Here is a 20,991-nt window from a genome sequence, read left to right as displayed (position 1 = left end):
CAAATCAGCCAGTTCAAATCACGTTATAACGTATCGTCGCTATTTCTTCATCTGACCGGAAGAAGAAAAGATACCAAGCGAACACTGGTAATTGGCGATATTTGGCGTGATCAATTTCATCGTGCCGTCACAGCCACCGGAAATTCCGAAAGTTAGGATATTCCCCTGTACTTTTCCTCTGCCCTGATAATTATCGCGACCCACGATAATCGCCATATTAACAGTATCATCACTAAGTTTTTCGACCCGGATGGACTGGCTGGCGCTAAATCCTAAACTCGTTTTACGTTCTCCAGACCAAGTGCCGACAAACTTATCGATATCCTTCATTGCGCTACTGGCCGGATTACCGACACTGGTATCCGATTGTTTTTTTTTGCAAACAGAACAGGTACTAAATGTGATGTTTTTCGATTTTATTGGCGAGGTGCCAAACAAAGATTCGACACCGCTGGCCTTATTTTTGAGAATCGTCGAGTAAGACGTATTATCGACATAATAATCCACTTTCGAACATGAACGTTCGGAGCTGTGAACCATTATTTCCGCGCCATAATTTTTATTTGAACCGTAGCCTTTAATGAATTCAACCGCGCCTGAACACTTCCCCACTACTATCGAACAATCGCAATCGTCAGCGGCATACGCTAAAGGCAGTACGGTGAAATATGAGAGAAGAATTAAACCTGAAAAGACACTGCTTCGAACGAACATAACGCCCACTAGGATGTGACGACATTAGTGATAATCATATAGTTGATGCTCGGCCTCTCCGCAAGGGTTCCGGTGGGGACCCGCAGCGGCTATCACGTTTACATGCATCTGTACTACTTACCAACCAATAGGAATCACTAACTACAGATAACAATCCCCTGCTCTATATTCAATATAATTCAGCTTAACGACAATCTGTGAGGTTAGCGTCCGGTGAACTCACGTTCCGCAGTCGCGTGAGTTGTGAGCGTGCTTTAAGGTGTTGATTTTTTGATACGAAGGGCGTGCCGACTGGCGGAATTATGCGCAGTATGGCAGCAGCTCGTGCAGCCGAGACTGCGTTTTTGCCGGAGGTGCTTAACCCAGCGGCGTATTGCGGTGGATCTAACATTCGTTGCCTCACAGGCCTGTGGGACGATATAGCCATGTTTTAGAACGAACTCAGCGCATTCGCGCTTGAACTCGGGAGTAAACATTCTTCTGCTCATAAGGTTACCTCTTTTGTCAGTGAAGTTATAACCTCTGCGCGTGTCCGAATCTATTAAGCCACTACAGCGGCTTTGCCGGTTAGCACCGTGACCCGGCACGCCGGGGAGCCGGAGGGGGAGCAGAGGAAAGCTTCTGTCCAGATTTAAATGGGTTTTACCGAATGGCGGCGAGCAGTAAACATTAGTCCGCTACGTGCCAAAAGCGGAAGTCTGGTAGTTCTAGACCGCCCCCTGATATTCAGTGTCCGGATGCATGTTTCAGCGGTAAATGCAGTAATATAGTATTTGGTTATTTAACCTTATCTGCATTAAGGTTATGCGAACACGAAACCAGGGAGGTGTACCGTGGTAGCAGTCGATAAGATAACAAGTGATATAGAAGACATTGCGAACAGAATTGCAGACATCATCATGTCGCCCGCCATAATTACCGGATTAATAAACGGTGCGCTTACCGTTCCGCTCGATATGGGTTATCTCGCTTGGGGATATATAGATACCGATTCCCGTTATGCGCATCAGACACAACGTTTTCGCATGGCGGAAGCAATTCATAATGACATCCTGAATTATAAACATATAACCAATGCTGTAGAGATCATATTTAAAGAATTCGATAAATACGCCTCCGTATCTCAGCAAAACAATGCCTATCGCGGTGCCGTTTCCTCAATGGTCGGGCGATTCCTTACCTCGAAACTTATTGCGATAATTGGGTCGGCAGTGCTGACGAGAGTGTCATTTATTGGTGCGCAAAGTGCCAAAAACTGGATCGGCAGGGTGACGATGATTCTGCTTATCGGGGGAATGAGCGAACGCTCGATAAGAATGTCTGAAAGCCTCGCCATCGAGGCACCGGAAATTTACGCGCTGTTCCGGCCACACGATTATGACCTCACCTATTTTTTGTTTGAACCCGCCGTTAAACCGTTTATTGACGCTGTCCATGCTGGTGCCACACGCGGCCAGCCTGTGTTTGACAGGATAATCGATGCTGTAGGGCGAAAGCTACATGTCACACAATAAGCGGCTACACAGGGTACTGAAAAGCACGGTGAAAATGATGTTATTTACCGCCGCTAGGATATGGAATTTTTTTGAATCCGTGTTATTCGTTGGCGGGTTAATCGGATGTCTGATGCTGCCCGTGGCGTGGCCGCTAAAATTCGTTTATGCCGCCGTATGGCTGATAATTTTCTTCTCAGTGTCAAGAGGCGTCGCCAAAATAGAAGACTATCGGGAAAGAAGTCGAAACTCAAAATTAAGGAAATAAAATGTCTAATCCTGCTTATTTATGGTTAACAGATGAAAATGGTTCTCCTATTACCGGCAACTGTGAAGTTGTCGGGCGCATCGGCTCAATTGAGATAAAATCCCTTTCACATAATCTGACCGTTCCGACAGACAGAAATACAGGGAAATTGACTGGCACGCGTATTCACTCGCCGATATTGTTCCAAAAGGAATTCGACCGTTCAACGCCGATACTTTACCGTGCGATCAGTCGTGGACTCATGCTTAAATCTGCTGAAATAAAAATGTATCGCATATTAGATGCGGGCGTTGAAACCGAATATTTCAATATTCTGATGGAAAATGTGAAGATTACCGGCATTACCCCGAGCCTTCATCCTGGTTCGGGGACGGGGACACATCTGGAAAATATTGAGATCCGCTATGAGTCGATTCAGTGGAAATATGTAGACGGGAACATAATATTTAAAGACAGCTGGAATGAGCGTGTGGTTGCATAAGCCGAAAACAGAAAACACCGCTCATTGCGGTGTTTTGATATAGATATTTAGGCTTTGTTAAATAAATCAGATTTGGGGTAAGTATCCCTGGAGCCGGTTGCTGCTGGCAGGTAATACGCACACTTATCGCTCATAAGTGACAACCATACTCAAATCTCCCACATTGCAGGAGATTTGAGTATGAACACATCACCGTGGAACAAAGACCGTATCATCGGTCAAAAAAGACCACTTCAGATATCTCATATCTGGGGGATCCGAATCCGGCTTGAACTGGAAGGTAAAACACGTGATTTAGCTCTGTTCAATATGGCCCTGGACAGTAAGCTTCGAGGCTGTGATCTGGTCAAACTCAAAGTATCTGATGTTGCATATGGTAGCTCTCTTTCAAGCAGAGCAACGGTGTTGCAACAGAAAACCGGTAGCCCTGTGCAATTTGAGATAACCAAAGGGACAAGAGAAGCTGTTGCAGCATTGATAAAGCTTGGCAATTTGCACAGTAAAGACTTCTTGTTCCGGTCTCGGGTCGGAACTGACCAGCACATATCAACCCGGCAATACCGTAAGTATCCCGCTTAACCGAATCTTTCATGGATGGGTAGAAAAGCCTGGTCTCGAAGATTCGCTTTACAGCACACATTCCATGAGGAGAACAAAACCTTACCTGATCTACAAGAAAACCAAGAATCTCCGGGTGATCCAACTTCTGTTGGGTCATAAGAAACTGGAAAGCACAGTCCGTTATCTGGGTATTGAAGTCGATGATGCGTTAGAGATCTCTGAATCGATTGAAGTTTAAGGTTGTCAGGGCTGCAACAGCAGCCCTGTGCCAAAAGCGTAAGTATCAAAGGGTCAGTGTGAGTTAATTTACGAGTGGTTGGTCATAGCTGATGAGTAATTAATCTAAATAATGGACATTCATGTCGTATGGATTGAAAATCTTAAGTCTATGATTTACATATTTGGGCATAAAAGTGGATGAGCGAAATTTAGAATTCATGTTGTTAGCGCTTGAAAAATCACGTCAAGCCTTACCGGGCTGCAGACCAAATCCACCTGTAGGGTGCGTGATTGTCCATAAAAGGGCGGTGGTTTCCGAAGGCTTCACTCAACTTCCAGGCCATCATCACGCAGAGATAGACGCCATTTCAAAACTAACGGTTCCAATTGATGAATGTGAAATTTTTGTCACACTTGAACCCTGCTCCTATCAAGGAAGAACCCCTTCCTGTGCCTTGACTCTTGCTGAACTGAAACCACGCCATGTCTATGTAGCCATGGAAGACCCACATCCCAGAAACCGTGGAGAAGGGCTCAGAATTTTGAAAAATGCAGGTGTCAGCTTTACGCTAGGCATTGGTAAACGAGAAGTAGAGAATTTTCTATCCCCTTTTCTGGCGAAGTCTTAGGCCTTATAGACATAACAAAACTGTATCAGCCAAAGGTCCGCTCTTCGCTGGGAGTTCAACCGATGATGAAACACGTTGGTTAAAACTCTCTGTGGGTGATTCATATCAGCATGTCCGCTTCGTGCCAACTGCGGACATGGATAATTTCATGCGAAAAAGGTCACAGTTATAAAGTATGAATGGGATGTGAATATTTGATTGGTCAACAGATAATGAAAAACCATCTGAAATATTTGACTGAATATTCTTCCTGACAGTCAAGAATAGCTGTTTTAAACATCCTTCATCTGAAGTCATGGGTGAGGAATTTAGATACCGCAACGCGCCTCGAGAGGGCAAATGGATAAATATGCGGAACGACTTACAGGTTTTATGCAGGCCATAGGCTGTATGAATAATGCGGCAAACCGCGTGTCTGACTATTTTGTGATGAAACTTGAAGAAAGTAACAGCATGCTGACGTCTCTGGCAATATATCACTCGACCATCACAGATAAGTTTCCAGCCGCTTACTGGCACCCGCAACTTAAAGCCTGCGCTGAAAAAATGTTTATGGAAACGGTGGCGTCATGGTTTTTTGAGCATCAGGACACTCAGCGAATGCCTTCCTCACTCAAGCAGAACCTGCTCGACCATTTTAAAGATGGACTCGTTGAAATGACCGGTAATGCGCTGTTCTATACCCTCACCACCAGCCCACCTGTGTGGTATGGCTCCCTATACAATGAGTTCGTAATTGAGTCACGATATGGCAGATTTCTCGTCCATTTTAGTTGTCATGACTGACTCCTTTTTCAGCGACCAAGGGCTATAAAGTTCCGCTTAATAATGTGTTTCGCAGGCTGATCAAAGCGGCCTCAGCAGTTGCTGCGGCGGTGAGTGCATAGACGGAATTACATGCTTAACTCAATGTGATTATTACGTCGTCTGAAGTGAAACTTCTGCTCCTCGCTCATAATTGATATTCAGCCCATATAAAACAAAAAGCCCGCTTAGTTTCCTAAGCGGGCTTCTCTAAATTTGGCTCCTCTGACTGGACTCGAACCAGTGACATACGGATTAACAGTCCGCCGTTCTACCGACTGAACTACAGAGGAATCGTGTGAACGGGGCGAATAATAGCGACTGCCCCTGTGCATGTCAAAGGGGAAACGATATAAATGCGTGCGTTTGCTGATACTTTGGCCAAGTTGTTGAGAATAGAGTCAAAAAGGCCTGTTTTCATGTTCCGCAGGCCTGTTTATTGCAAACGCAGTGCGCGGCAGGCGCGGGTTATGCGTTCGCAGGCTTCCTGCAGACGGCTGTCATCAATCGCGTACGCAATGCGTAAATAGCCTGGCGCGCCAAACGCTGAGCCCTGAAGCGTGGCTACATGCGCAGATTCCAGCAGATAAGCGGCAAAATCTTCGTCGTTTTGCACAATATCGCCTGAAGGCGTCGTTTTGCCCAGCATTCCCTGGCAGTTGGCAAAGACATAAAACGCACCTGGCGGGACGTCCGCACTCAGGCCATCGAGGTTTTCGATACAATCCATGATCAGAGCGCGGCGGCGTGCCAGGATCTCTATCCATTCGGTAATGAAATCGCTGCTCTGTTCCAGCGCCGCCACGGTGGCCGCCTGCGAAATTGAGCTGGGGTTAGAGGTGCTTTGCGACTGCAAAATTTGCATCGCAGAAATCAGCCAGGCCGGGCCACCGGCATAACCTAAGCGCCAGCCGGTCATCGAATACCCTTTGGATACGCCATTTACCGTCAGGATACGGTCTTTCAGGCGCGGCTCAACGTCTGCCAGCGTGGCGAATGCGCCGGAAGAAAAACAAATCTGCTCATAAATATCGTCTGCCATCACCAGAACCTGCGGGTGTTCCAGTAACACGGCCGCCAGCGCCTTTAACTCTCCGGCGCTATAGACCGCGCCGGTCGGGTTGTTCGGGGAATTGAGGATCACCCAGCGGGTTTTTGCCGTGATAGCAGCGGCCAGAATCTCCGGCTGCAATTTCCAGTCATGGCATTCAAGGCAACGCACAATACGGGGCTCACCTTCTGCCAGTGCCACCATATCCGGATAAGACACCCAGTAAGGGGCGGGAATAATAACCTGATCGCCGGCAGAAACTGTGGCCAAAAGTGCATTGAAGATCAACTGCTTGGCTCCGCTGCCTGCAATGACTTCATCCGGCCGGTAGCTGATCCTATTTTCGCGATTAAACTTAGTAATGATGGCGCGTTTTAGCGCGGCGGTACCCGCCACGGCGGTGTATTTTGTGTCACCTTGTACAATCGCGTCGATGCCTGCCTGCTTGATGTGCGCAGGGGTATCGAAATCAAGTTCACCTTCACCAAGGTTAATGACATCCATGCCCGCTGCGCTTAGCGCGCGAACCTGGTCGGAAATCGCCGCTGTCGGCGAAGGGCGCACACGACGTAAACGCGATGCAAGAAATTCAGCAGACATTGTTTCCCCTGTTTGAACAATAACAAAATTGTATTATGTGAATCATTAAAACCAATTTAAACTTACCATTCTTCTTTTTGCTTTGCTCATAATTTCTTCGCGATGAGCAGCATTTTACCGGTGGAAATGGCTGGGCAGTCCGTTTTACTGGCGATACGCCAGGGGATTGCCTGAACTTTCCTTTTATATTTCAAGGTTGTCTTATGGCTTTTATTTTTGTTGCACATGACACACCTGAGCCTTCGCTGTACGGCGCGATGGCAGCGATACTGGCGGCACAAAAACATTTACCGCTTGCGCATCTGCCGGTGAGCTGGGATGTCGCGCGTTATCCCGATGCCTGCCAGCACGTCATCGGCGAAGGGCAACTGATGACCAGCGGGTTGCTGTGGACCGAACGCCTGAATCCGCAAAGTGCCGGTAAAGTGATGGCGCTTGATGATTTGCTCAATACCTATGGCACACAGGATGTGGTGATCCCGCTCGGACCGGCGCAAATAATCCAGTTCACGCAAATTGCCCGGCAGGTGCGGGACAATGCATTTGATTACGAACTTATCAATGTTGAACGCTCAAATCAGGGCTATGCCTTCAGCCGCCACGGACAGATGGATGAGGCCGCCGGATGCTGGTGGCGCGACCGTTACGGGCGCTGGATAAACCACAATACCCCGCCGCAAACCGGTACAGCCCTGCGTATTGCGCTGGTGGGCGCGCAGGCCGATCAGTGCAGCGTCTACCCGGCCACGCTGGCATCGCTGGGTGACGCCGCCGATGCGCTGGCGTTGTCTCTGGATATTGTTTACGCCGACCCCCTGGCGCTGGAAGATCATCTGCACGAGGTGATGGCGAATGTCGATGGCATCTTGCTGCCCGGCGGTGCTGCAATGTGTAATGTAGCCGGGCAGATTTGCGCCGCGCATTACGCGCTGAACCGTAATATACCTGTCCTCGGGCTTTGTCTCGGGATGCAGACCATGACGACGGCCATCGTGCAAAAAATGATGGGGTCGCTGAAAGCCAATCTGGCCGAGGCCGATCCGGATGCCGAAATCAAAACTTTCGTACCGCTTAAGGAGACCCCGACGTTTCCGGTTCATCGTCTGGGAAGCCATACCATGCATGTCCGGGCGGGTAGCCGGATGCATGAGATCCTCGGTGATGAATTTATCGTGCGCTATAACCACCGTTTTCACCTTGAACCGGCGCTGAAAGCCGGGCTGGAAGCGTTTGGGCTACATATCAGCGGAACGGATGTTTCCGGCAAGATTGCTGACGGTATCGAATATACCCGGCATCCGTTTTATCTCGGTGTTCAGGGTCATCCGGAGCTGTCATCGCTGCGGGTGAAACCGCATCCGCTGCTGACGGCTTTTTTAAAAGCAGCCGGTGAGCCGCACGAATAGGCCTATTCCGTCACGCAAAATCCCCGTCTTTTCAGACGGGGATCCTTCATTACTTCAGCGTTACACCGGAGCGCGGGTCGGCTGCCAGGCGGCGCAACTCCTGTTCGACCAAACCGATCACTTCCGGCCCGAGGTCAATCAGCGGGGCGCGAACGTGATGCCCGTCGAAGCCGCGCAGGTTCATTGCGGCTTTCACCAGCTGTGGCTGACCGAAACGACGGGCGAGGGCGCGGTACGGATACCACAGCCGGTGCAGTTCGCGGGCGGTATTGGCGTCACCGCTTTCCAGCGCACGGTAAGTTGCCAGAATAATTTCCGGCAATGCGCCGCTGTTGGTGGTGCTGATGCCGTCAAAACCACACATCATCGGGCCTAAAAATGCCAGATCGGATGCGCAGAACAGACGCAGGCGTCCGCCCAGGCGGTTGGCGATCTGGTCGATTGCCGTCGGGTTCAGGTCGCCCTGTTTGATGCCGACCACGCCTTCGATATCCGCCAGCTGTTCCAGCACGACGGGCGGCAGGGTAATGCCGATCCCCGGCGCGTTATAAACCAGAATGCCGGTGCGTGATAGCGGTGCCATCTGTTTGAAGAAGCTGACGATCTGCGCGTCAGTGACTTCTGAGACAAACGGCGGGGTGACCATTGGCAGACCGCCCAGATCACCCGCCAGTTGGGTTAAGTCACGCACCACGCGGGCATCAGAACCGGCGCTGCACAGCATCACGGGGACACGGTTGCCGACCACTTCCATCACATGCCTGAACATGGCGGCGCGTTCTGCGGCAGTCATCGCCGGGAACTCCCCGTAAGTGCCGCCAATCAGAATGCCGTCGTAACCCAGCCCGATCACGCGCTCGATATTGCGCGACAGGCCTGCGAAATCAAATTCACCGCTGGCGGTAAAAGGCGTCACGGTAATATTAAAAATACCCTTGAGGCGTGCCTGGCTTTCACTGATGTCTTTCATTTATTCAATTCCCGTAATCTTAGTAAAGGCAAAATCAAAGTAAGTACAGCGGACGATCCACCGTGCCGAGGGCGCGATAGCCGGTTTCAGTTACGACGATGGTTTCACTGACGCCGACGGTGAACTCCCCGTAGATGCGCAGGGCTGGCGGAATATGGAACGTCATGCCTGGCTGTAATTGCGTGGTGATCCCGCTGTAAAGGCTGAGGATCGCGCCTTCGCCCCAGTCCGGCGCGAACGAAACGCCGATGGAATAACCGGTGCGTTTTTTGAAGTTATCGGTATAACCGGCACGGTCGATAACCGCCTGACAGGCCAGATGCGGCGCTTCGCAGGTGGCTCCGGGTCGGATTGCATCGAGCGCGGCCTGCAGGGCTTCCTGGCAGACTTTTTCCATCTCAAGCGCGACGGCTGGCGGTTTACCCAGCCAGGCGGAGCGCATCAGCGCCGCATGATAGCGATCATGCGTGGCGGCCATTTCGAGGAAAATCGGGTCATTGTCGAGGATCTTGCGGCGGCGCCAGGTACCGTGCGGAACGCCGGTGCGCGGGCCGGTGGAAACCAGCGGTTCCATGCCCATGTATTCTGAACCGGCGGCAATGGCTGCACCCATCATGGCGGAAACCAGATCGTTTTCTGTCGCTCCGGCGGCAATCGCGGCGCGACCGGCCAGCATACCGGCGTCGACGTAACGGGCGGCGTGCGCCATTTTTTCCAGCTCGGCGTCTGATTTCACTGCACGCAACTGTTCAATAACGCCTGCGGCGTCGTGGATTGTGCCAATCTCGGCCTGTAAGGCTTCGTAAACGGCAATGGGCAGGAACCAGCCGCGTTTATCGATACCAATGCGGCTCTGCATCCAGCCACGCGCTTTCAGCACGTCGAGCAGGAAATTCACCGGATTATCGCCATCGGTATAAATCGCTGCATCCCGGATAAAGGTGTTTGAAATGAAGTTGAAGTATTCCAGCTGACGGATAACAAATACCGGATCACCGTCCACCGGCAACACCAGCGTCTGGAAGGTGTAATAGCCCGGCGTTTGCTGGCCGGTCAGATAAAAGATGTTTTCCGGCCCCGTGATGATCATCACGTCCAGCCCGGCTTTCACCAGCAGCTGGCGCGCCCGCGCAATGCGCTGCTGATACTCTTCTTCGCGAAATGCGGATTCAGCCCCCGGTACTACGCGGCCCAGATCGGGCAATGATGCTGTTTTCATTGTTCAAACTCCTGAATAAATTCTGCCTGAGAAGGGGTGAAGCGGATGCCGAGCCCTGCGCCCGGCTGGCTGCTCAGCAACCCCTGGTGATAGGAAAGGCCGTGAACCGGGTCGTTGCCCAGCCCGTCGGCACCGTAAAGTTCGGCATAGGCTGGCTGAGTGGCGCGGGCAACATGTAATGCCGCCGCCGTGGCAGCGCCGCCTTCGTTCATCTGGCCGATCATGAAAGGGACGCCTGCCGCGGTCAGACGCCGTGCTGCGGCCACGGTCGGTGCAATCCCGCCCATCTTGACCAGCTTCAGGTGCGCCATGATCTTGCCTTTGAGCTGCAAAATACGCTCTAAATCGGCCTCGCTGCTCATGCTTTCATCAAGCATCAGCGGCACCGGGCTGGTTTCGGCCAGCGCCGGGTAATAGCGGGCATTCGTGTCGGAAACGGGTTGTTCGAGATAGCTCATCTCAAACTTCGCCAGCGCCTGTAAATAGCTGCGGGCCTCCTCCGGTTGCCACTGTCCGTTGGCATCCGCTGACAGGCTGATCTCGTGCCCGAAGCGGCGGCGCAGCGCGGTAAGGCGTGCCTCGTCTTCTGCAAACGACGCGACGCCGACGCGCAGTTTAAGCTGCATAAAACCGCGCTCAACATAGGCGGTCGCCTGTTCAAGCATCTGCGCCATCGGTGTCCAGAACAGCGTCTGATTGGTGTGATAGCTCACCGTTTCACCGCTTTCGGCTCCGGCCAGTTGCGCCACGCTGATCCCATCCTGCCGCGCAATCAGGTCATGCAGCGCAATGTCGAGCAGCATCCGCGTCGGGGCTAAAAAATCAGCCATGCGCTGCGGCAGGTTCATCAGCAGTACACTGGCAGGCTGGCTGAGGTCTAACTGGCGCAGGGCGCGGATTACATCGCTCAACACCCCTTCGGCGCTGTAGCCGTTGAGGTAGGCAATGTTGATCCGTACTTCGCCCAGCCCGTTGAAGTTTTTGTCTTCGAGCAACAGATACAGCGTGTCCAGCCCCGGAATACTGCCCGACGACGCGGTATGCAGTTGCAGGTGCGGATAACGCAGATCGGCGCGATACAACGTAGCTTTCACCGGTGGCTCCTCAGCGTTGCAGCATTTTCAGGGCGACATCGCAGTAAATTTTGCTGCCCGCAACGAATTCGTCGATCGGAATAAATTCATCAGGTTTGTGCGCAACTGCCAGAGAACCGGGGCCAATGATGATGCCTTTGGTGCCGAGGCTGCGAAAATGCACCAGATCGCACCCGCCCTGGAAGCCGAACGGGCCGGGTTCCGGATTACCCTGCGCTGCGCAGGCTTCGACGCCCGCCAGCACAATCGGATCGTCGGAATCGGTTTCGGTCGCGCCGCCGGTCGTCGGCTTAAAGGTGACGATTTCGCTGCGTACGCCGAATTTATCCTGTGCCAGTTGCAGCAAATCCTGAATCTCTTGTTTTACCGCATCCTCGTCTTCGCCCGGCACCATGCGGCGGTCGAGCAGTAATTCGCACGCGCCCGGCAGCACGTTATCCGCGTGCCCCCCGCTGATGCGGGTGACGGTCAGGCTGGCGTTGCCCACCAGCGGATGACAGCGGCAGCGCACGGTATGTTCGTGCGTTTCTTCGACCAGGCCGAGTAACTGAGCGGCACGGAAAATGGCGTTTTCACCCAGCTCTGGCGTGCCGGAATGTGCGGTAACGCCGTGTACGCGGACCAGCGGGCGCAGGCTGCCTTTGTGAGCGGAATAGGTGGTGTTGGAGGTCGGTTCGCCGATCACCACATAATCGATATGAGCAGGCGCTTCGCGAACGTAAAACTTCGCGCCTTCGCTGGCGACTTCCTCGTCGGCGACAAAAATAGCCATCAGCGTGCCGCGCCAGTCGTTACGGTTGGCTGCCAGCCAGCGCATGGCTTCAATCATGGCAACCAGCGGGCCTTTAGCGTCGCAGGCACCGCGGCCAAACAGTTTGCCGTCGCGCTCGGTTAGCGTGAACGGATCCTGCTGCCAGCCTTCACCGGCCGGGACCACGTCAATATGCGTATTGAAGGCAAAGCACGGGCCGCTGCCGTTTTCCAGACGGCCAATCACGTTGGTGCGCCCCGGCGAATATTCACTGAGCGTCATATCAAAACCGATTTCGCTGAGCATGGCGCTGATCAGTTCAGCGGCCTCGCGTTCGCGTCCCGGCGGGTTTTCGGTGTTAATCGCGACCAGTGCGGCCAGATCGCGTTTCATTCTGCTGATATCGGGCGATGAAAGGCTCATCGGTGTCTCCTGAAATATCGTTTTTGTGGCAAAGCTGGCCCCTGGTGAGGGCGCAATATGGGGGTGATTCTGGTTAAAAGGATCAATGTAAAATCTGATCTAAGAAGCGCTGTGCCCGAAGGCTGACGTCGCCGCCGAAGAATTTTTCGCCGGTCGCGTTTTCGATAATCTCGCCGTTTTCCATAAAGACGATTTGGTTGGCTGCACGTTTTGCAAAGCCCATTTCATGTGTGACGACGATGCTGGTCATGCCTTCGGCACTGAGATCGGCCATCACGTCGAGGACTTCACGGATCATCTCCGGGTCCAGCGCCGACGTAGGCTCATCAAACAACATCAGTTTCGGTTTCATCGCCAGCGCCCGCGCAATCGCCACGCGCTGCTGCTGGCCGCCGGAAAGCTCATCGGGGAACGAATCGGCTTTGTCGGGAATGCGTACTTTGCCCAGCAACTCCAGCGCCTGTGCTTCGGCCTCGCTGCGGCTGACACCCAGCACGGTCATCGGCGCGAGCATGATGTTTTCAGCGGCAGTCAGGTGGGAAAACAGCTCGTAGTTCTGGAATACCATGCCGATATCCTGCCGCAGTTTGTGTGGCTCAACGCTGGCATGCGTGATGTCCCGATCGCGAAAGAAAATCGAACCGCCCTGAATGGGCTCAAGCAAATTAATGCAGCGCAACAGGGTCGATTTACCTGAACCGGAAGGGCCAATCAGCACCACGGTTTCGCCTTCTGTGACGTTCAGTGAACAGTTTTTGAGAACATGCTGTGCGCCAAAATGTTTATCGACGCCGATGATCTCCAGAACCGGTTTGGATTTACTCACGGGCTTCTCCTCAGTTTGGCGTGCTGCTGCGCAGCAGACGTTCGGTCAAAGACAGCGCAGGTTTTTTGCGCTTTTTCGGATCGAGCGAGCGTTCCAGCCACGCCTGGCCGACCATAAAGATCGAGGTCAGTACCAGGTAGTAAATCCCGGCTGCGCACAGTGCTTCGAAATACCGGAAGCTGGCGCTGGCCGTCTGGTTAGCGATGAGCAGCAGTTCCTGCACGGCAATCACTGAGACCAGTGCGCTGGATTTCAGCATGCTGATCATCTGGTTGCCCATTGGCGGCAGCACGATGCGCGCGGCCTGTGGCAACACAATTTTTCGCATGATCTGGCTTTGGGTCATGCCCAGCGCCATCCCGGCGGTGCGCTGACCGCTGCGCACGGCCTGTAAACCCGAGCGTAAAATTTCCGCCATATACGCCCCTTCATTTAAGGAAAGTGCCATCACCGCGCAGGTAAAGGCAGAGAAGCGCAGGCCGAAAGTGGGCAGAACGTTGTAGACGAAAATAATCTGGAACAGAACCGGCGTACCGCGAAACAGCCACAGATAAAAGAACGCCAGAACGGAACCCGCCCGAAAGCGGGATTCCTGCAGCAGGGCCAGAATCAGCCCTGCAATAATGCCGAAGAACAACGAGCACACCGTTAACAACAAGGTCATCAGTGCGCCCTGAAAGAACGCCGGTGAGAACAGGTATTGCCAAACAAGATCAAGTGACATGAACTTTCCTCAATGTCAGGGCAAAGCGTGACTTAACGTCATGGTCTCAGAAGATAGAAACGGAGGCCGGGAACTGCCATTTGCTGATGAGTTTCTGATACGTGCCATCTTTAACGACATCCTGAAGCCCTTTTTCCAGCAGCGATTTCATTTCGCTGTCGCCCTTGCGCACGGCAAAACCGATGTGCGTTCCGGCTTCAAATTCGTCGCCGACGGCTTCGAAGGTGTCACCTTTTTCACTCAGCAGCGCGACGGCGCCCGGTGTGGACAGGAATTCCGCATCAGCACGTTTTTGTGCCACAGCCACGGCGGAATCCGTTGCCGCAGGGAAGGTCAGCACGGTCAGAGCCGGTTTTTTGGCATCCAGGCATTTCTGGCTGTCCGCACGCGCCTGGCTTTCTTCAATTCCGCCCAGCGTGACGGCAATGTTTTTGCCGCAGAGGGACAAATCGCGGCCCGTAATTTTTTCCGGGTTACCCTTAGCGACAATCACGCGGCTGCCGATTTTCAGGTAAGGCACGAAATCGACCTGCTCAGAACGGGTCGGATTGATGTACATCGCAGAGTTGATGATATCGAGGCGTTTGCCCTGTAACGCAGGGATAAGCCCTTTGAACTCCATCGACATCGGTTCCGGGGTCAGCGCCAGCTTTTTCGATAAGGCGGTGATGAGGTCGATATCGAAACCGGTCAGTTTTCCGTCTTGAGTAAATTCAAACGGCATGAACGTCGCGGCAGTGCCGTACGTCAGCTGACCTTTGCTGACCAGAGCAGGCGCAGCGGCCTGGCTGAACAACGGGGCACTCAGGCAAATTGCAGCCAGAGAGACGGCGGCATATCGACGCAAAAAAGCTTTTTTTGACATGACAGACTCCTGTTTCCCATGAGCATGATTGCTCTTTGTGTCTCATTAAATACAATTAAATTTGTGAGTCAAGGCTCTTTTTTGGTGCGTTTACTGCACGATTTGGGTGCTTTATAACCAGACTTCACCATCCTCAAGGCTTGTGATATTGTACAAATCTAAACAACAAATACTTTCAGGTGCTGCTATTCCATGACCCAAACTACGACAGCCAGCGGAAGGCGTCTGGCAAACCAAATCCTTGACCTGATACGTGAAGCAAAATTTGAGCCAGGTCATCATCTGCGGGAGCAACAACTTGCCGACATGCTCGGCGTTTCGCGTACGCCGGTGCGTACTGCCCTGAAATTGCTGTGTGAATTGGGGATCATTGAGGCACGGCGTAACCAGGGATTTTTCCTGCTGAAGGCTTTCGATGAACTTCAGCGCATCAGCATCGATATTCCTGCCAGCAATGATCAGGATTTATACGAGCAACTGGTCAGGGACCGCATTGCCGGAAAGCTGCCCGATTCCCTGACGCAGACTGAAATTGCTCAGCGGTATGACGCCGACCGTGGCGTACTGGCACGCACGTTATTGCGCCTGTCGGAGGACGGCCTGATTGCCCGTAACAAGGGGCATGGCTGGTCATTTTTACCGACCCTCAATACCGATGTGGCGCTGAGTAACGGCTACGGATTCCGCCTGATGATTGAGCCGGGGGCTTTGCTGGCGGCGGGTTTTCACGCAGATAAAAGCGCGCTGCGTCGCCTGCGGATGCAGCATATTTATCTCATCACGCATCCGGATATTCTTGCCGTCGATGGCCGCCAGATTTTCGAAACGGATGCCACATTCCACGAAATGCTGGCGGAATTTAGCGGCAATATTTTTGTATTGCAGGCGATCCAGCAGCAGAACCGGCTGCGCCGCTTGCTTGAGTTTGGCAGCTACACCAATAAACAACGCGTGCGCGAATGGTGCGAGGAACACGTCGCCATCATCGACGCCGTACTGGAAGGACGGATGAAGGTGGCGGCAGAAATGATGCGCAATCACCTGCAATCGGCTTATCAGATGGTGCTTAACAAAGTCAGTAAGGTTGGGTAATCCGTTGATTAAAAATGCGTTATTTTTGTCATACGTTAACCAGAGGAAAAAGTGATGGATTTTGGTATTCAGGGTCGGGTGGCGCTGGTCAGCGGGGCGGGCGGCGGTTTAGGCCGCGCAATCGCCATTGCGCTGGCGGCTGAAGGCGTTCAGGTCGCGGTCTGCGGACGAACGCTTGCAGCGTTGCAGGAAACGGTGAGTCTCATCGAACAGCAGGGCGGAACCGCGAAGGCATGGGTGCTGGATCTCACTGCGCCTGAAAGTTTTGATGATGTGCTGATGCAAATCCGTCGCACCCTTGGGCCGGTGGGTATCCTGGTGAACAATTCCGGTGGCCCGCAGCCGACCAAAGCCGCAGGCGTTGCCCCGGAACTGTGGCAGACACAATTTTCTGTCATGGTCAGTTCGCTGATTCAGCTCACCGATAAAGTGCTGCCGGACATGCATAACGCAGGCTGGGGGCGGATTATCACCAGTACGTCATCCGGCGTGGTCGCGCCGATTGCCAATCTCGGCATGTCGAATACCCTGCGTATGGCGCTGGTGGGCTGGTCGAAAACGCTGGCCTCAGAAATTGCGGCTGATGGCATTACGGTCAACGTGATCGTGCCGGGACGGATTTCTACCCAACGGCTGGGGCAGCTCGATGCTGCACGCGCAGGGCGGGAAGGGACATCGGTGGAAGACGTGGCGGCAAAAAGTGCAGCCAGCATCCCGGCAAAACGCTACGGAAAACCGGAAGAATACGGCGCGGTGGCCGCCTTCCTCGCCAGCCAGCAGGCATCTTATATGACCGGTTCGGTTGTCCGCGTCGATGGCGGAATGATCCCGTCAATCTGAAGCCTTATGCCACGAAGTCATCTTCGTGGCATCCTCAGTTATTAACCTTGCTAATTTATAAGGATGACCTATAAGAATGCATGATATTGGTGCACCATCATGTCCTCTTCATCATAATTTAATTTAAGTTTCTTTCTCCTGCTCATTGCGGATCTCCTCTGCGTAATACTTTTCTCTTATATTTTGTGGCATTAGCTTCCCTGTCTCGTGTTTTTATACTATGCGCGGGAGGTTGGCGTAGATTTTGCTTTTGTCAGTTATATGTCAGAAATACTCATAAATGCATTATCGGGGTATCCCTTTTCGCGCAAGATGGAGACAGAGATGAATCTCAGACGTCTGAAGTACTTTGTGAAGATCGTCGATATTGGCAGCCTGACCCAGGCCGCTGATGTTCTGCATATCGCTCAACCGGCACTGAGCCAGCAACTGGCGACACTGGAAGGGGAGCTGCAGCAACAATTGCTGATTCGCACCAAGCGCGGCGTCACTCCGACAGAAGCCGGTAATATTCTTTATTCCCATGCGCAGGCCATTTTGCGTCAGTGCGATCAAATTCACAGCGCGGTCAATAATGTGGGCCAGTCGCTGAGCGGCCAGGTTTCCGTTGGCCTGGCACCGGGTACGGCGGCTTCTGAACTGGCGCTGCCGTTGTTGCAGGCGGTACGCAAGCAGCATCCGGGTATTTTGCTGTATCTCAACGAAAACTTCGGCACGGCACTGGGGGATTTGGTTCTCAACGGCCGTATGGATATGGCGGTGTTTTACGGCACCAATATGGCCGTCGGGCTGAGCAGTCAGCCACTGATGAAAGAAGACCTGTACCTCGTCGGGGCTCAGTCTGTGCCGAATCCGGGGAAATATGTTGAACTGAGCGATGTTGCCAAACTGAATCTGTTCATGCCGCGTTCACATAACGTCACACGCCGCCTGGTGGATGATGCGATGGCCGTCCGCCGCCTGACGGCGAATATTATTGGTGAAATTGAATCTTCCGCGACGCTGACGGCGGCGGTCGCCAGTGGCCTTGGCGTCACTGTCTTACCTGAATCTGCGGCGCGCGCGATGGTGGGGCCGGCGAAAGCCTGGATGTCATGCATATCGGGCCCGGCAATTCAGGTTCCGCTGTCACTGTGCGTATCTGAAACGCTGGCACTATCGCAGGAAGCCATGGCGGTGAAGAAAATCTTGTTGTCGCTGGTCTTTGAGCAGAACGCCCCGGTGCTGGAACCGATGCTGGCGGCGAGCTGAAGAAGGCCGGCGCGAAACTTTGCCTGAATTTCGCGCCATCATGATGTTGAGGCCGCTATTGCAGCGGCCTCTGCAAACCCTTCAGCACGGGCATTTCCCCATTTTCCCACCCTCACTCGGAAATCTTGCCTCCAGGCACCGGCGGTGAAACTCTTTCTCTGTCATGGGTTCCGTCTCCGGATGCCTGACTTTCATGTGCTGCACGTAATTGTGATAATCCTGTACGCCGACCATCAGCCGGAAACTCTGCGCTGTGCGCTTAATCGCCAGTTTCAGCCAGTCGCTGACATTGTGTGGTTTCGCCTGCACTGTGAACAATGGCTGGCAACGGATGATCTGGAACGCCGCATACCGCGGCGTTTTGAATAATGCACGTGAATCAGACATGTCGAGCCTCACGGCGTTGTACGACGGCGGTTTCATGCACTGTCGGCGTAGTGGATTTCAGTGCGCGACGGATAACAAAGAATGCTGAAATGAGCATCGTTACTGCCACCAGCATGAAGAACCCGCAGAGGATGGCGTTGATCTGGTTATTGAGCACGATGGTATGCATGTCTGCCAGGGTTTTCGCTGGCTTGATGATTTCACCACTGTCGATCCCCGCAGTAAATTTTTTCGCCTGCGCCAGGAAACCAATCGAAGGCTTTTCGTGAAAAATTTTCTGCCAGCCTGCGGTCATAGAGGTAATAAACAGCCAGATCGTTGGCAAAATAGTAACCCACGCGTAACGCTGTTTTTTCATCTTAAACAGCACCACAGTACCGAGAATCAACGCCATGGAGGCCAGCATCTGGTTGCCGATACCAAACAGTGGCCACAAAGTGTTGATGCCGCCGAGCGGATCGACTACGCCCTGATAAACGAAGAATCCCCAGCCTGCGACCGCCACCGTTGTCCCGGCAATAGTACCCGCCCATGAACGGTTATTAGCCAGTGATGGAACGGCAACACCCACCAGATCCTGCACCATAAAACGGCAGGCACGCGTACCGGCGTCCACGGCAGTCAGAATAAATAATGCTTCGAAGAGGATGGCGAAGTGATACCAGAAGGCCATCATTGCGCGGCTGTTAAAAACATCGGTGATAATGTGCGCCATCCCGACAGCAAAAGTCGGTGCGCCGCCGGCGCGGGAAAGAATCGACTGCTCGCCGACATCTTTGGCGATTTGCGTCAGAATCTCCGGAGTGATCACGAATCCCCAGCCGTTGATCACTTGGGATGCATTTTCAACGGTGGTGCCAATCAGCGCTGCCGGTGAGTTCATCGCAAAGTACACGCCAGGATCGATTACTGATGCACAAATCAGCGCCATGATTGCCACAAAAGATTCCATCAGCATGGCACCGTAACCGATAAAGCGGATATGGCTCTCGCGCTCGATCAGTTTGGGTGTTGTACCGCTCGATACCAGTGCGTGGAAACCGGAGATTGAACCGCAGGCGATAGTGATAAACAGGAACGGGAACAGGCTACCGGAAAAAACCGGGCCACTGCCGTCAATAAAACGTGAGACGGCGGGCATTTTCATTTCCGGCATGGCAAAGACGATACCCACTGCCAGACCGGCGATAACGCCGATTTTCAGGAAAGTGGACAGATAATCGCGCGGTGCCAGCAGCAACCACACCGGTAAAACCGAAGCGATAAAGCCGTAAATCACCAGTACCCAGGTCAGCGTAGTGCCATGCAGGGTAAAGAACGGCCCCCAGAACGGATCTGCGGCGACGTTGCCGCCGTAAATAATTGCCAGCATCATCAGCACGAAACCAATCACCGAAACTTCGGCAATCTTTCCGGGCCGCAGGAAACGCATATATACACCCATAAACAGCGCGATCGGAATCGTTGCTGCGATGGTAAACAGGCCCCATGGGCTGTCGGCGAGCGCTTTGACCACCACCAATGCCAGTGCGGATAAGATGATAATCATCACACCCAGAGCGCCGAGCATGGTGATAACCCCGGCGAAATCACCGAGTTCCTGTTTGGCCATTTCCCCCAGGGAGCGCCCGTCGCGGCGGGTGGAAATAAATAAGATCAGGAAATCTTGTACAGCACCGGCCAGCATCACACCGACTAAAATCCAGATGGTACCCGGCAGAAAGCCCATTTGCGCCGCAAGGATCGGGCCGACCAGCGGGCCTGCTCCGGCAATCGCTGCAAAATGGTGTCCGAACAGCACCCATTTGTTGGTCGGGACATAATCCAGCCCGTCGTTATGGCGTTCGGCGGGTGTCATGCGTTTGTCATCGAGCTCGAAAACTTTTTCGGCGATAAACAGGCTGTAAAAACGGTAAGCAATGCTGTAGCAGGCGATGGCCGCGACCACCAGCCAGAGGGCATTGACGTGTTCGCCACGGCTCAGGGCCAGCATTCCGAAGGCAAAAGCCCCGATTAACGCCACCACCAGCCAGGTTATCCCGGACTTGACGCTTTTCATGATGTACAACTCCTTGTCAGTGGTCCGGCAGTAAACCAGCCACTTTTTATGTAGAGAGTGTGATGTAGAGAGGTAGGGTGCGCAGGCCTGCATAACAGGTTGCGACTTTGTTAATATCCCGCTTAAACATAATGTTTATAAACAAGAAAGTTTGAAGTTAAAGATGAAAATGTGATGGGGTTGACGCTTTGCGTGGAGAATGCTGGTCGGATGACATAAACGTTGTGAAAGCAGGTCACTTTGTGTGGGTGACGGTGGGTATTG

Annotated in this window: 20 protein-coding genes, 1 tRNA gene and 1 pseudogene; 9 read left to right on the top strand and 13 right to left on the bottom strand. The window is 52.9% G+C overall.

Annotation, left to right across the window (positions count from 1 at the left end):
- Positions 1 to 39: 39 nt before the first annotated feature.
- Together CWS43_RS19680 and CWS43_RS27805 are read right to left on the bottom strand one after the other, a co-directional pair.
- Positions 40 to 714, bottom strand: coding sequence for a hypothetical protein (locus CWS43_RS19680; protein ID WP_157825415.1), 675 nt, complete (start codon positions 712 to 714; stop codon positions 40 to 42).
- A 254-nt stretch (positions 715 to 968) separates the two neighbouring features.
- Entirely contained in the window at positions 969 to 1,190 is a 222-nt protein-coding gene (locus tag CWS43_RS27805; protein WP_369825901.1) for a transposase, read from the bottom strand.
- Between the two features lie 423 nt (positions 1,191 to 1,613).
- Here CWS43_RS27805 and CWS43_RS19675 point away from each other — a divergent pair, with 423 nt between their 5' ends.
- The 5 genes and pseudogenes from CWS43_RS19675 to CWS43_RS19650 all read left to right on the top strand — a co-directional run bounded on the left by CWS43_RS19675 (position 1,614) and on the right by CWS43_RS19650 (position 5,151).
- Positions 1,614 to 2,228 carry a hypothetical protein gene (locus CWS43_RS19675; RefSeq protein WP_232777100.1) on the top strand — a complete coding sequence of 205 codons (615 nt, stop codon included), beginning with the start codon at positions 1,614 to 1,616 and terminating at the stop codon, positions 2,226 to 2,228.
- Positions 2,229 to 2,476: 248 nt separating this feature from the next.
- Positions 2,477 to 2,956, top strand: coding sequence for a type VI secretion system tube protein TssD (locus CWS43_RS19665; protein WP_101078765.1), 480 nt, complete (start codon positions 2,477 to 2,479; stop codon positions 2,954 to 2,956).
- A gap of 180 nt (positions 2,957 to 3,136) precedes the next feature.
- Positions 3,137 to 3,755: pseudogene (locus CWS43_RS19660) on the top strand (site-specific integrase).
- A 199-nt stretch (positions 3,756 to 3,954) separates the two neighbouring features.
- A complete protein-coding gene (locus CWS43_RS19655; RefSeq protein WP_101078764.1) occupies positions 3,955 to 4,365 on the top strand; it encodes a bifunctional diaminohydroxyphosphoribosylaminopyrimidine deaminase/5-amino-6-(5-phosphoribosylamino)uracil reductase RibD in 411 nt (136 codons plus the stop codon).
- A gap of 339 nt (positions 4,366 to 4,704) precedes the next feature.
- The gene (locus tag CWS43_RS19650) at positions 4,705 to 5,151 is read left to right on the top strand and encodes a hypothetical protein (RefSeq protein WP_101078763.1); all 447 of its coding nucleotides are present in this window, start codon (positions 4,705 to 4,707) and stop codon (positions 5,149 to 5,151) included.
- 235 nt (positions 5,152 to 5,386) lie between these two features.
- On the opposite strand, the gene CWS43_RS19645 is transcribed toward CWS43_RS19650, so the two are convergent.
- Together CWS43_RS19645 and CWS43_RS19640 are read right to left on the bottom strand one after the other, a co-directional pair.
- Positions 5,387 to 5,462, bottom strand: a tRNA-Asn gene (locus tag CWS43_RS19645).
- Positions 5,463 to 5,605: 143 nt separating this feature from the next.
- Positions 5,606 to 6,820, bottom strand: a complete 1,215-nt coding sequence (locus tag CWS43_RS19640) for a pyridoxal phosphate-dependent aminotransferase (RefSeq protein ID WP_101078762.1) — start codon at positions 6,818 to 6,820, stop codon at positions 5,606 to 5,608.
- 203 nt (positions 6,821 to 7,023) lie between these two features.
- Here CWS43_RS19640 and CWS43_RS19635 point away from each other — a divergent pair, with 203 nt between their 5' ends.
- Entirely contained in the window at positions 7,024 to 8,226 is a 1,203-nt protein-coding gene (locus CWS43_RS19635; protein ID WP_101078761.1) for a gamma-glutamyl-gamma-aminobutyrate hydrolase family protein, read from the top strand.
- A 49-nt stretch (positions 8,227 to 8,275) separates the two neighbouring features.
- Here the strand turns inward: CWS43_RS19635 and CWS43_RS19630 are convergent, their stop codons facing one another.
- The 7 genes from CWS43_RS19630 to CWS43_RS19600 form a co-directional block, all read right to left on the bottom strand.
- Positions 8,276 to 9,196: a dihydrodipicolinate synthase family protein gene (locus CWS43_RS19630; protein WP_101078760.1), complete on the bottom strand. Its 921-nt coding sequence runs from the start codon at positions 9,194 to 9,196 to the stop codon at positions 8,276 to 8,278.
- Positions 9,197 to 9,230: 34 nt separating this feature from the next.
- A complete protein-coding gene (locus tag CWS43_RS19625) occupies positions 9,231 to 10,415 on the bottom strand; it encodes a Xaa-Pro peptidase family protein (RefSeq protein WP_101078759.1) in 1,185 nt (394 codons plus the stop codon).
- Positions 10,412 to 11,509 (bottom strand): mandelate racemase/muconate lactonizing enzyme family protein, encoded by a 1,098-nt coding sequence (locus CWS43_RS19620; protein ID WP_101078758.1) that lies wholly within the window; start codon positions 11,507 to 11,509, stop codon positions 10,412 to 10,414. The genes CWS43_RS19625 and CWS43_RS19620 overlap by 4 nt, the downstream gene beginning before the upstream one ends.
- 10 nt (positions 11,510 to 11,519) lie before the next feature.
- Positions 11,520 to 12,683 carry a M20 family metallopeptidase gene (locus CWS43_RS19615; protein WP_101078757.1) on the bottom strand — a complete coding sequence of 388 codons (1,164 nt, stop codon included), beginning with the start codon at positions 12,681 to 12,683 and terminating at the stop codon, positions 11,520 to 11,522.
- Positions 12,684 to 12,765: 82 nt separating this feature from the next.
- A complete protein-coding gene (locus CWS43_RS19610; RefSeq protein WP_101078756.1) occupies positions 12,766 to 13,509 on the bottom strand; it encodes an amino acid ABC transporter ATP-binding protein in 744 nt (247 codons plus the stop codon).
- 10 nt (positions 13,510 to 13,519) lie between these two features.
- A complete protein-coding gene (locus tag CWS43_RS19605) occupies positions 13,520 to 14,233 on the bottom strand; it encodes an amino acid ABC transporter permease (RefSeq protein ID WP_101078755.1) in 714 nt (237 codons plus the stop codon).
- A 46-nt stretch (positions 14,234 to 14,279) separates the two neighbouring features.
- Entirely contained in the window at positions 14,280 to 15,098 is an 819-nt protein-coding gene (locus CWS43_RS19600) for an ABC transporter substrate-binding protein (protein WP_101078754.1), read from the bottom strand.
- Between the two features lie 192 nt (positions 15,099 to 15,290).
- Between CWS43_RS19600 and CWS43_RS19595 the strand changes: the two genes are divergently transcribed.
- From CWS43_RS19595 to nac, 3 genes are all read left to right on the top strand, one after another.
- A complete protein-coding gene (locus tag CWS43_RS19595) occupies positions 15,291 to 16,190 on the top strand; it encodes a GntR family transcriptional regulator (RefSeq protein WP_101078753.1) in 900 nt (299 codons plus the stop codon).
- 54 nt (positions 16,191 to 16,244) lie between these two features.
- The gene (locus tag CWS43_RS19590) at positions 16,245 to 17,030 is read left to right on the top strand and encodes an SDR family oxidoreductase (RefSeq protein WP_101078752.1); all 786 of its coding nucleotides are present in this window, start codon (positions 16,245 to 16,247) and stop codon (positions 17,028 to 17,030) included.
- Between the two features lie 324 nt (positions 17,031 to 17,354).
- Positions 17,355 to 18,281 carry a nitrogen assimilation transcriptional regulator NAC gene (gene nac / locus CWS43_RS19585; protein WP_101078751.1) on the top strand — a complete coding sequence of 309 codons (927 nt, stop codon included), beginning with the start codon at positions 17,355 to 17,357 and terminating at the stop codon, positions 18,279 to 18,281.
- 81 nt (positions 18,282 to 18,362) lie between these two features.
- Here the strand turns inward: nac and CWS43_RS19580 are convergent, their stop codons facing one another.
- Together CWS43_RS19580 and CWS43_RS19575 are read right to left on the bottom strand one after the other, a co-directional pair.
- Positions 18,363 to 18,668: a YbdD/YjiX family protein gene (locus CWS43_RS19580; RefSeq protein WP_101078750.1), complete on the bottom strand. Its 306-nt coding sequence runs from the start codon at positions 18,666 to 18,668 to the stop codon at positions 18,363 to 18,365.
- Positions 18,661 to 20,727 (bottom strand): carbon starvation CstA family protein, encoded by a 2,067-nt coding sequence (locus CWS43_RS19575; RefSeq protein WP_101078749.1) that lies wholly within the window; start codon positions 20,725 to 20,727, stop codon positions 18,661 to 18,663. The genes CWS43_RS19580 and CWS43_RS19575 overlap by 8 nt, the downstream gene beginning before the upstream one ends.
- Positions 20,728 to 20,991: the final 264 nt, after the last annotated feature.

The sequence above is a fragment of the Rahnella sp. AA genome, from assembly GCF_002834385.1.
GTDB lineage: Bacteria > Pseudomonadota > Gammaproteobacteria > Enterobacterales > Enterobacteriaceae > Rahnella.
The sequence above is the reverse complement of the archived record's forward strand: the minus strand, read 5'-3'. Positions and strand labels throughout refer to the sequence as shown.

Excerpts from the sequence above, each read along its gene's own strand:
- CWS43_RS27805 (WP_369825901.1), bottom strand. The coding sequence starts at position 1,190 with ATGTTTACTCCCGAGTTCAAGCGCGAATGCGCTGAGTTCGTTCTAAAA.
- CWS43_RS19650 (WP_101078763.1), top strand. The coding sequence starts at position 4,705 with ATGGATAAATATGCGGAACGACTTACAGGTTTTATGCAGGCCATAGGC.
- CWS43_RS19590 (WP_101078752.1), top strand. The coding sequence starts at position 16,245 with ATGGATTTTGGTATTCAGGGTCGGGTGGCGCTGGTCAGCGGGGCGGGC.
- CWS43_RS19625 (WP_101078759.1), bottom strand. The coding sequence starts at position 10,415 with ATGAAAACAGCATCATTGCCCGATCTGGGCCGCGTAGTACCGGGGGCT.
- CWS43_RS19680 (WP_157825415.1), bottom strand. The coding sequence starts at position 714 with ATGTTCGTTCGAAGCAGTGTCTTTTCAGGTTTAATTCTTCTCTCATAT.
- CWS43_RS19615 (WP_101078757.1), bottom strand. The coding sequence starts at position 12,683 with ATGAGCCTTTCATCGCCCGATATCAGCAGAATGAAACGCGATCTGGCC.
- CWS43_RS19605 (WP_101078755.1), bottom strand. The coding sequence starts at position 14,233 with ATGTCACTTGATCTTGTTTGGCAATACCTGTTCTCACCGGCGTTCTTT.
- CWS43_RS19575 (WP_101078749.1), bottom strand. The coding sequence starts at position 20,727 with ATGAAAAGCGTCAAGTCCGGGATAACCTGGCTGGTGGTGGCGTTAATC.
- CWS43_RS19600 (WP_101078754.1), bottom strand. The coding sequence starts at position 15,098 with ATGTCAAAAAAAGCTTTTTTGCGTCGATATGCCGCCGTCTCTCTGGCT.
- CWS43_RS19665 (WP_101078765.1), top strand. The coding sequence starts at position 2,477 with ATGTCTAATCCTGCTTATTTATGGTTAACAGATGAAAATGGTTCTCCT.
- CWS43_RS19640 (WP_101078762.1), bottom strand. The coding sequence starts at position 6,820 with ATGTCTGCTGAATTTCTTGCATCGCGTTTACGTCGTGTGCGCCCTTCG.
- nac (WP_101078751.1), top strand. The coding sequence starts at position 17,355 with ATGAATCTCAGACGTCTGAAGTACTTTGTGAAGATCGTCGATATTGGC.
- CWS43_RS19675 (WP_232777100.1), top strand. The coding sequence starts at position 1,614 with ATGTCGCCCGCCATAATTACCGGATTAATAAACGGTGCGCTTACCGTT.
- CWS43_RS19655 (WP_101078764.1), top strand. The coding sequence starts at position 3,955 with ATGTTGTTAGCGCTTGAAAAATCACGTCAAGCCTTACCGGGCTGCAGA.
- CWS43_RS19595 (WP_101078753.1), top strand. The coding sequence starts at position 15,291 with ATGACCCAAACTACGACAGCCAGCGGAAGGCGTCTGGCAAACCAAATC.
- CWS43_RS19635 (WP_101078761.1), top strand. The coding sequence starts at position 7,024 with ATGGCTTTTATTTTTGTTGCACATGACACACCTGAGCCTTCGCTGTAC.
- CWS43_RS19630 (WP_101078760.1), bottom strand. The coding sequence starts at position 9,196 with ATGAAAGACATCAGTGAAAGCCAGGCACGCCTCAAGGGTATTTTTAAT.
- CWS43_RS19580 (WP_101078750.1), bottom strand. The coding sequence starts at position 18,668 with ATGTCTGATTCACGTGCATTATTCAAAACGCCGCGGTATGCGGCGTTC.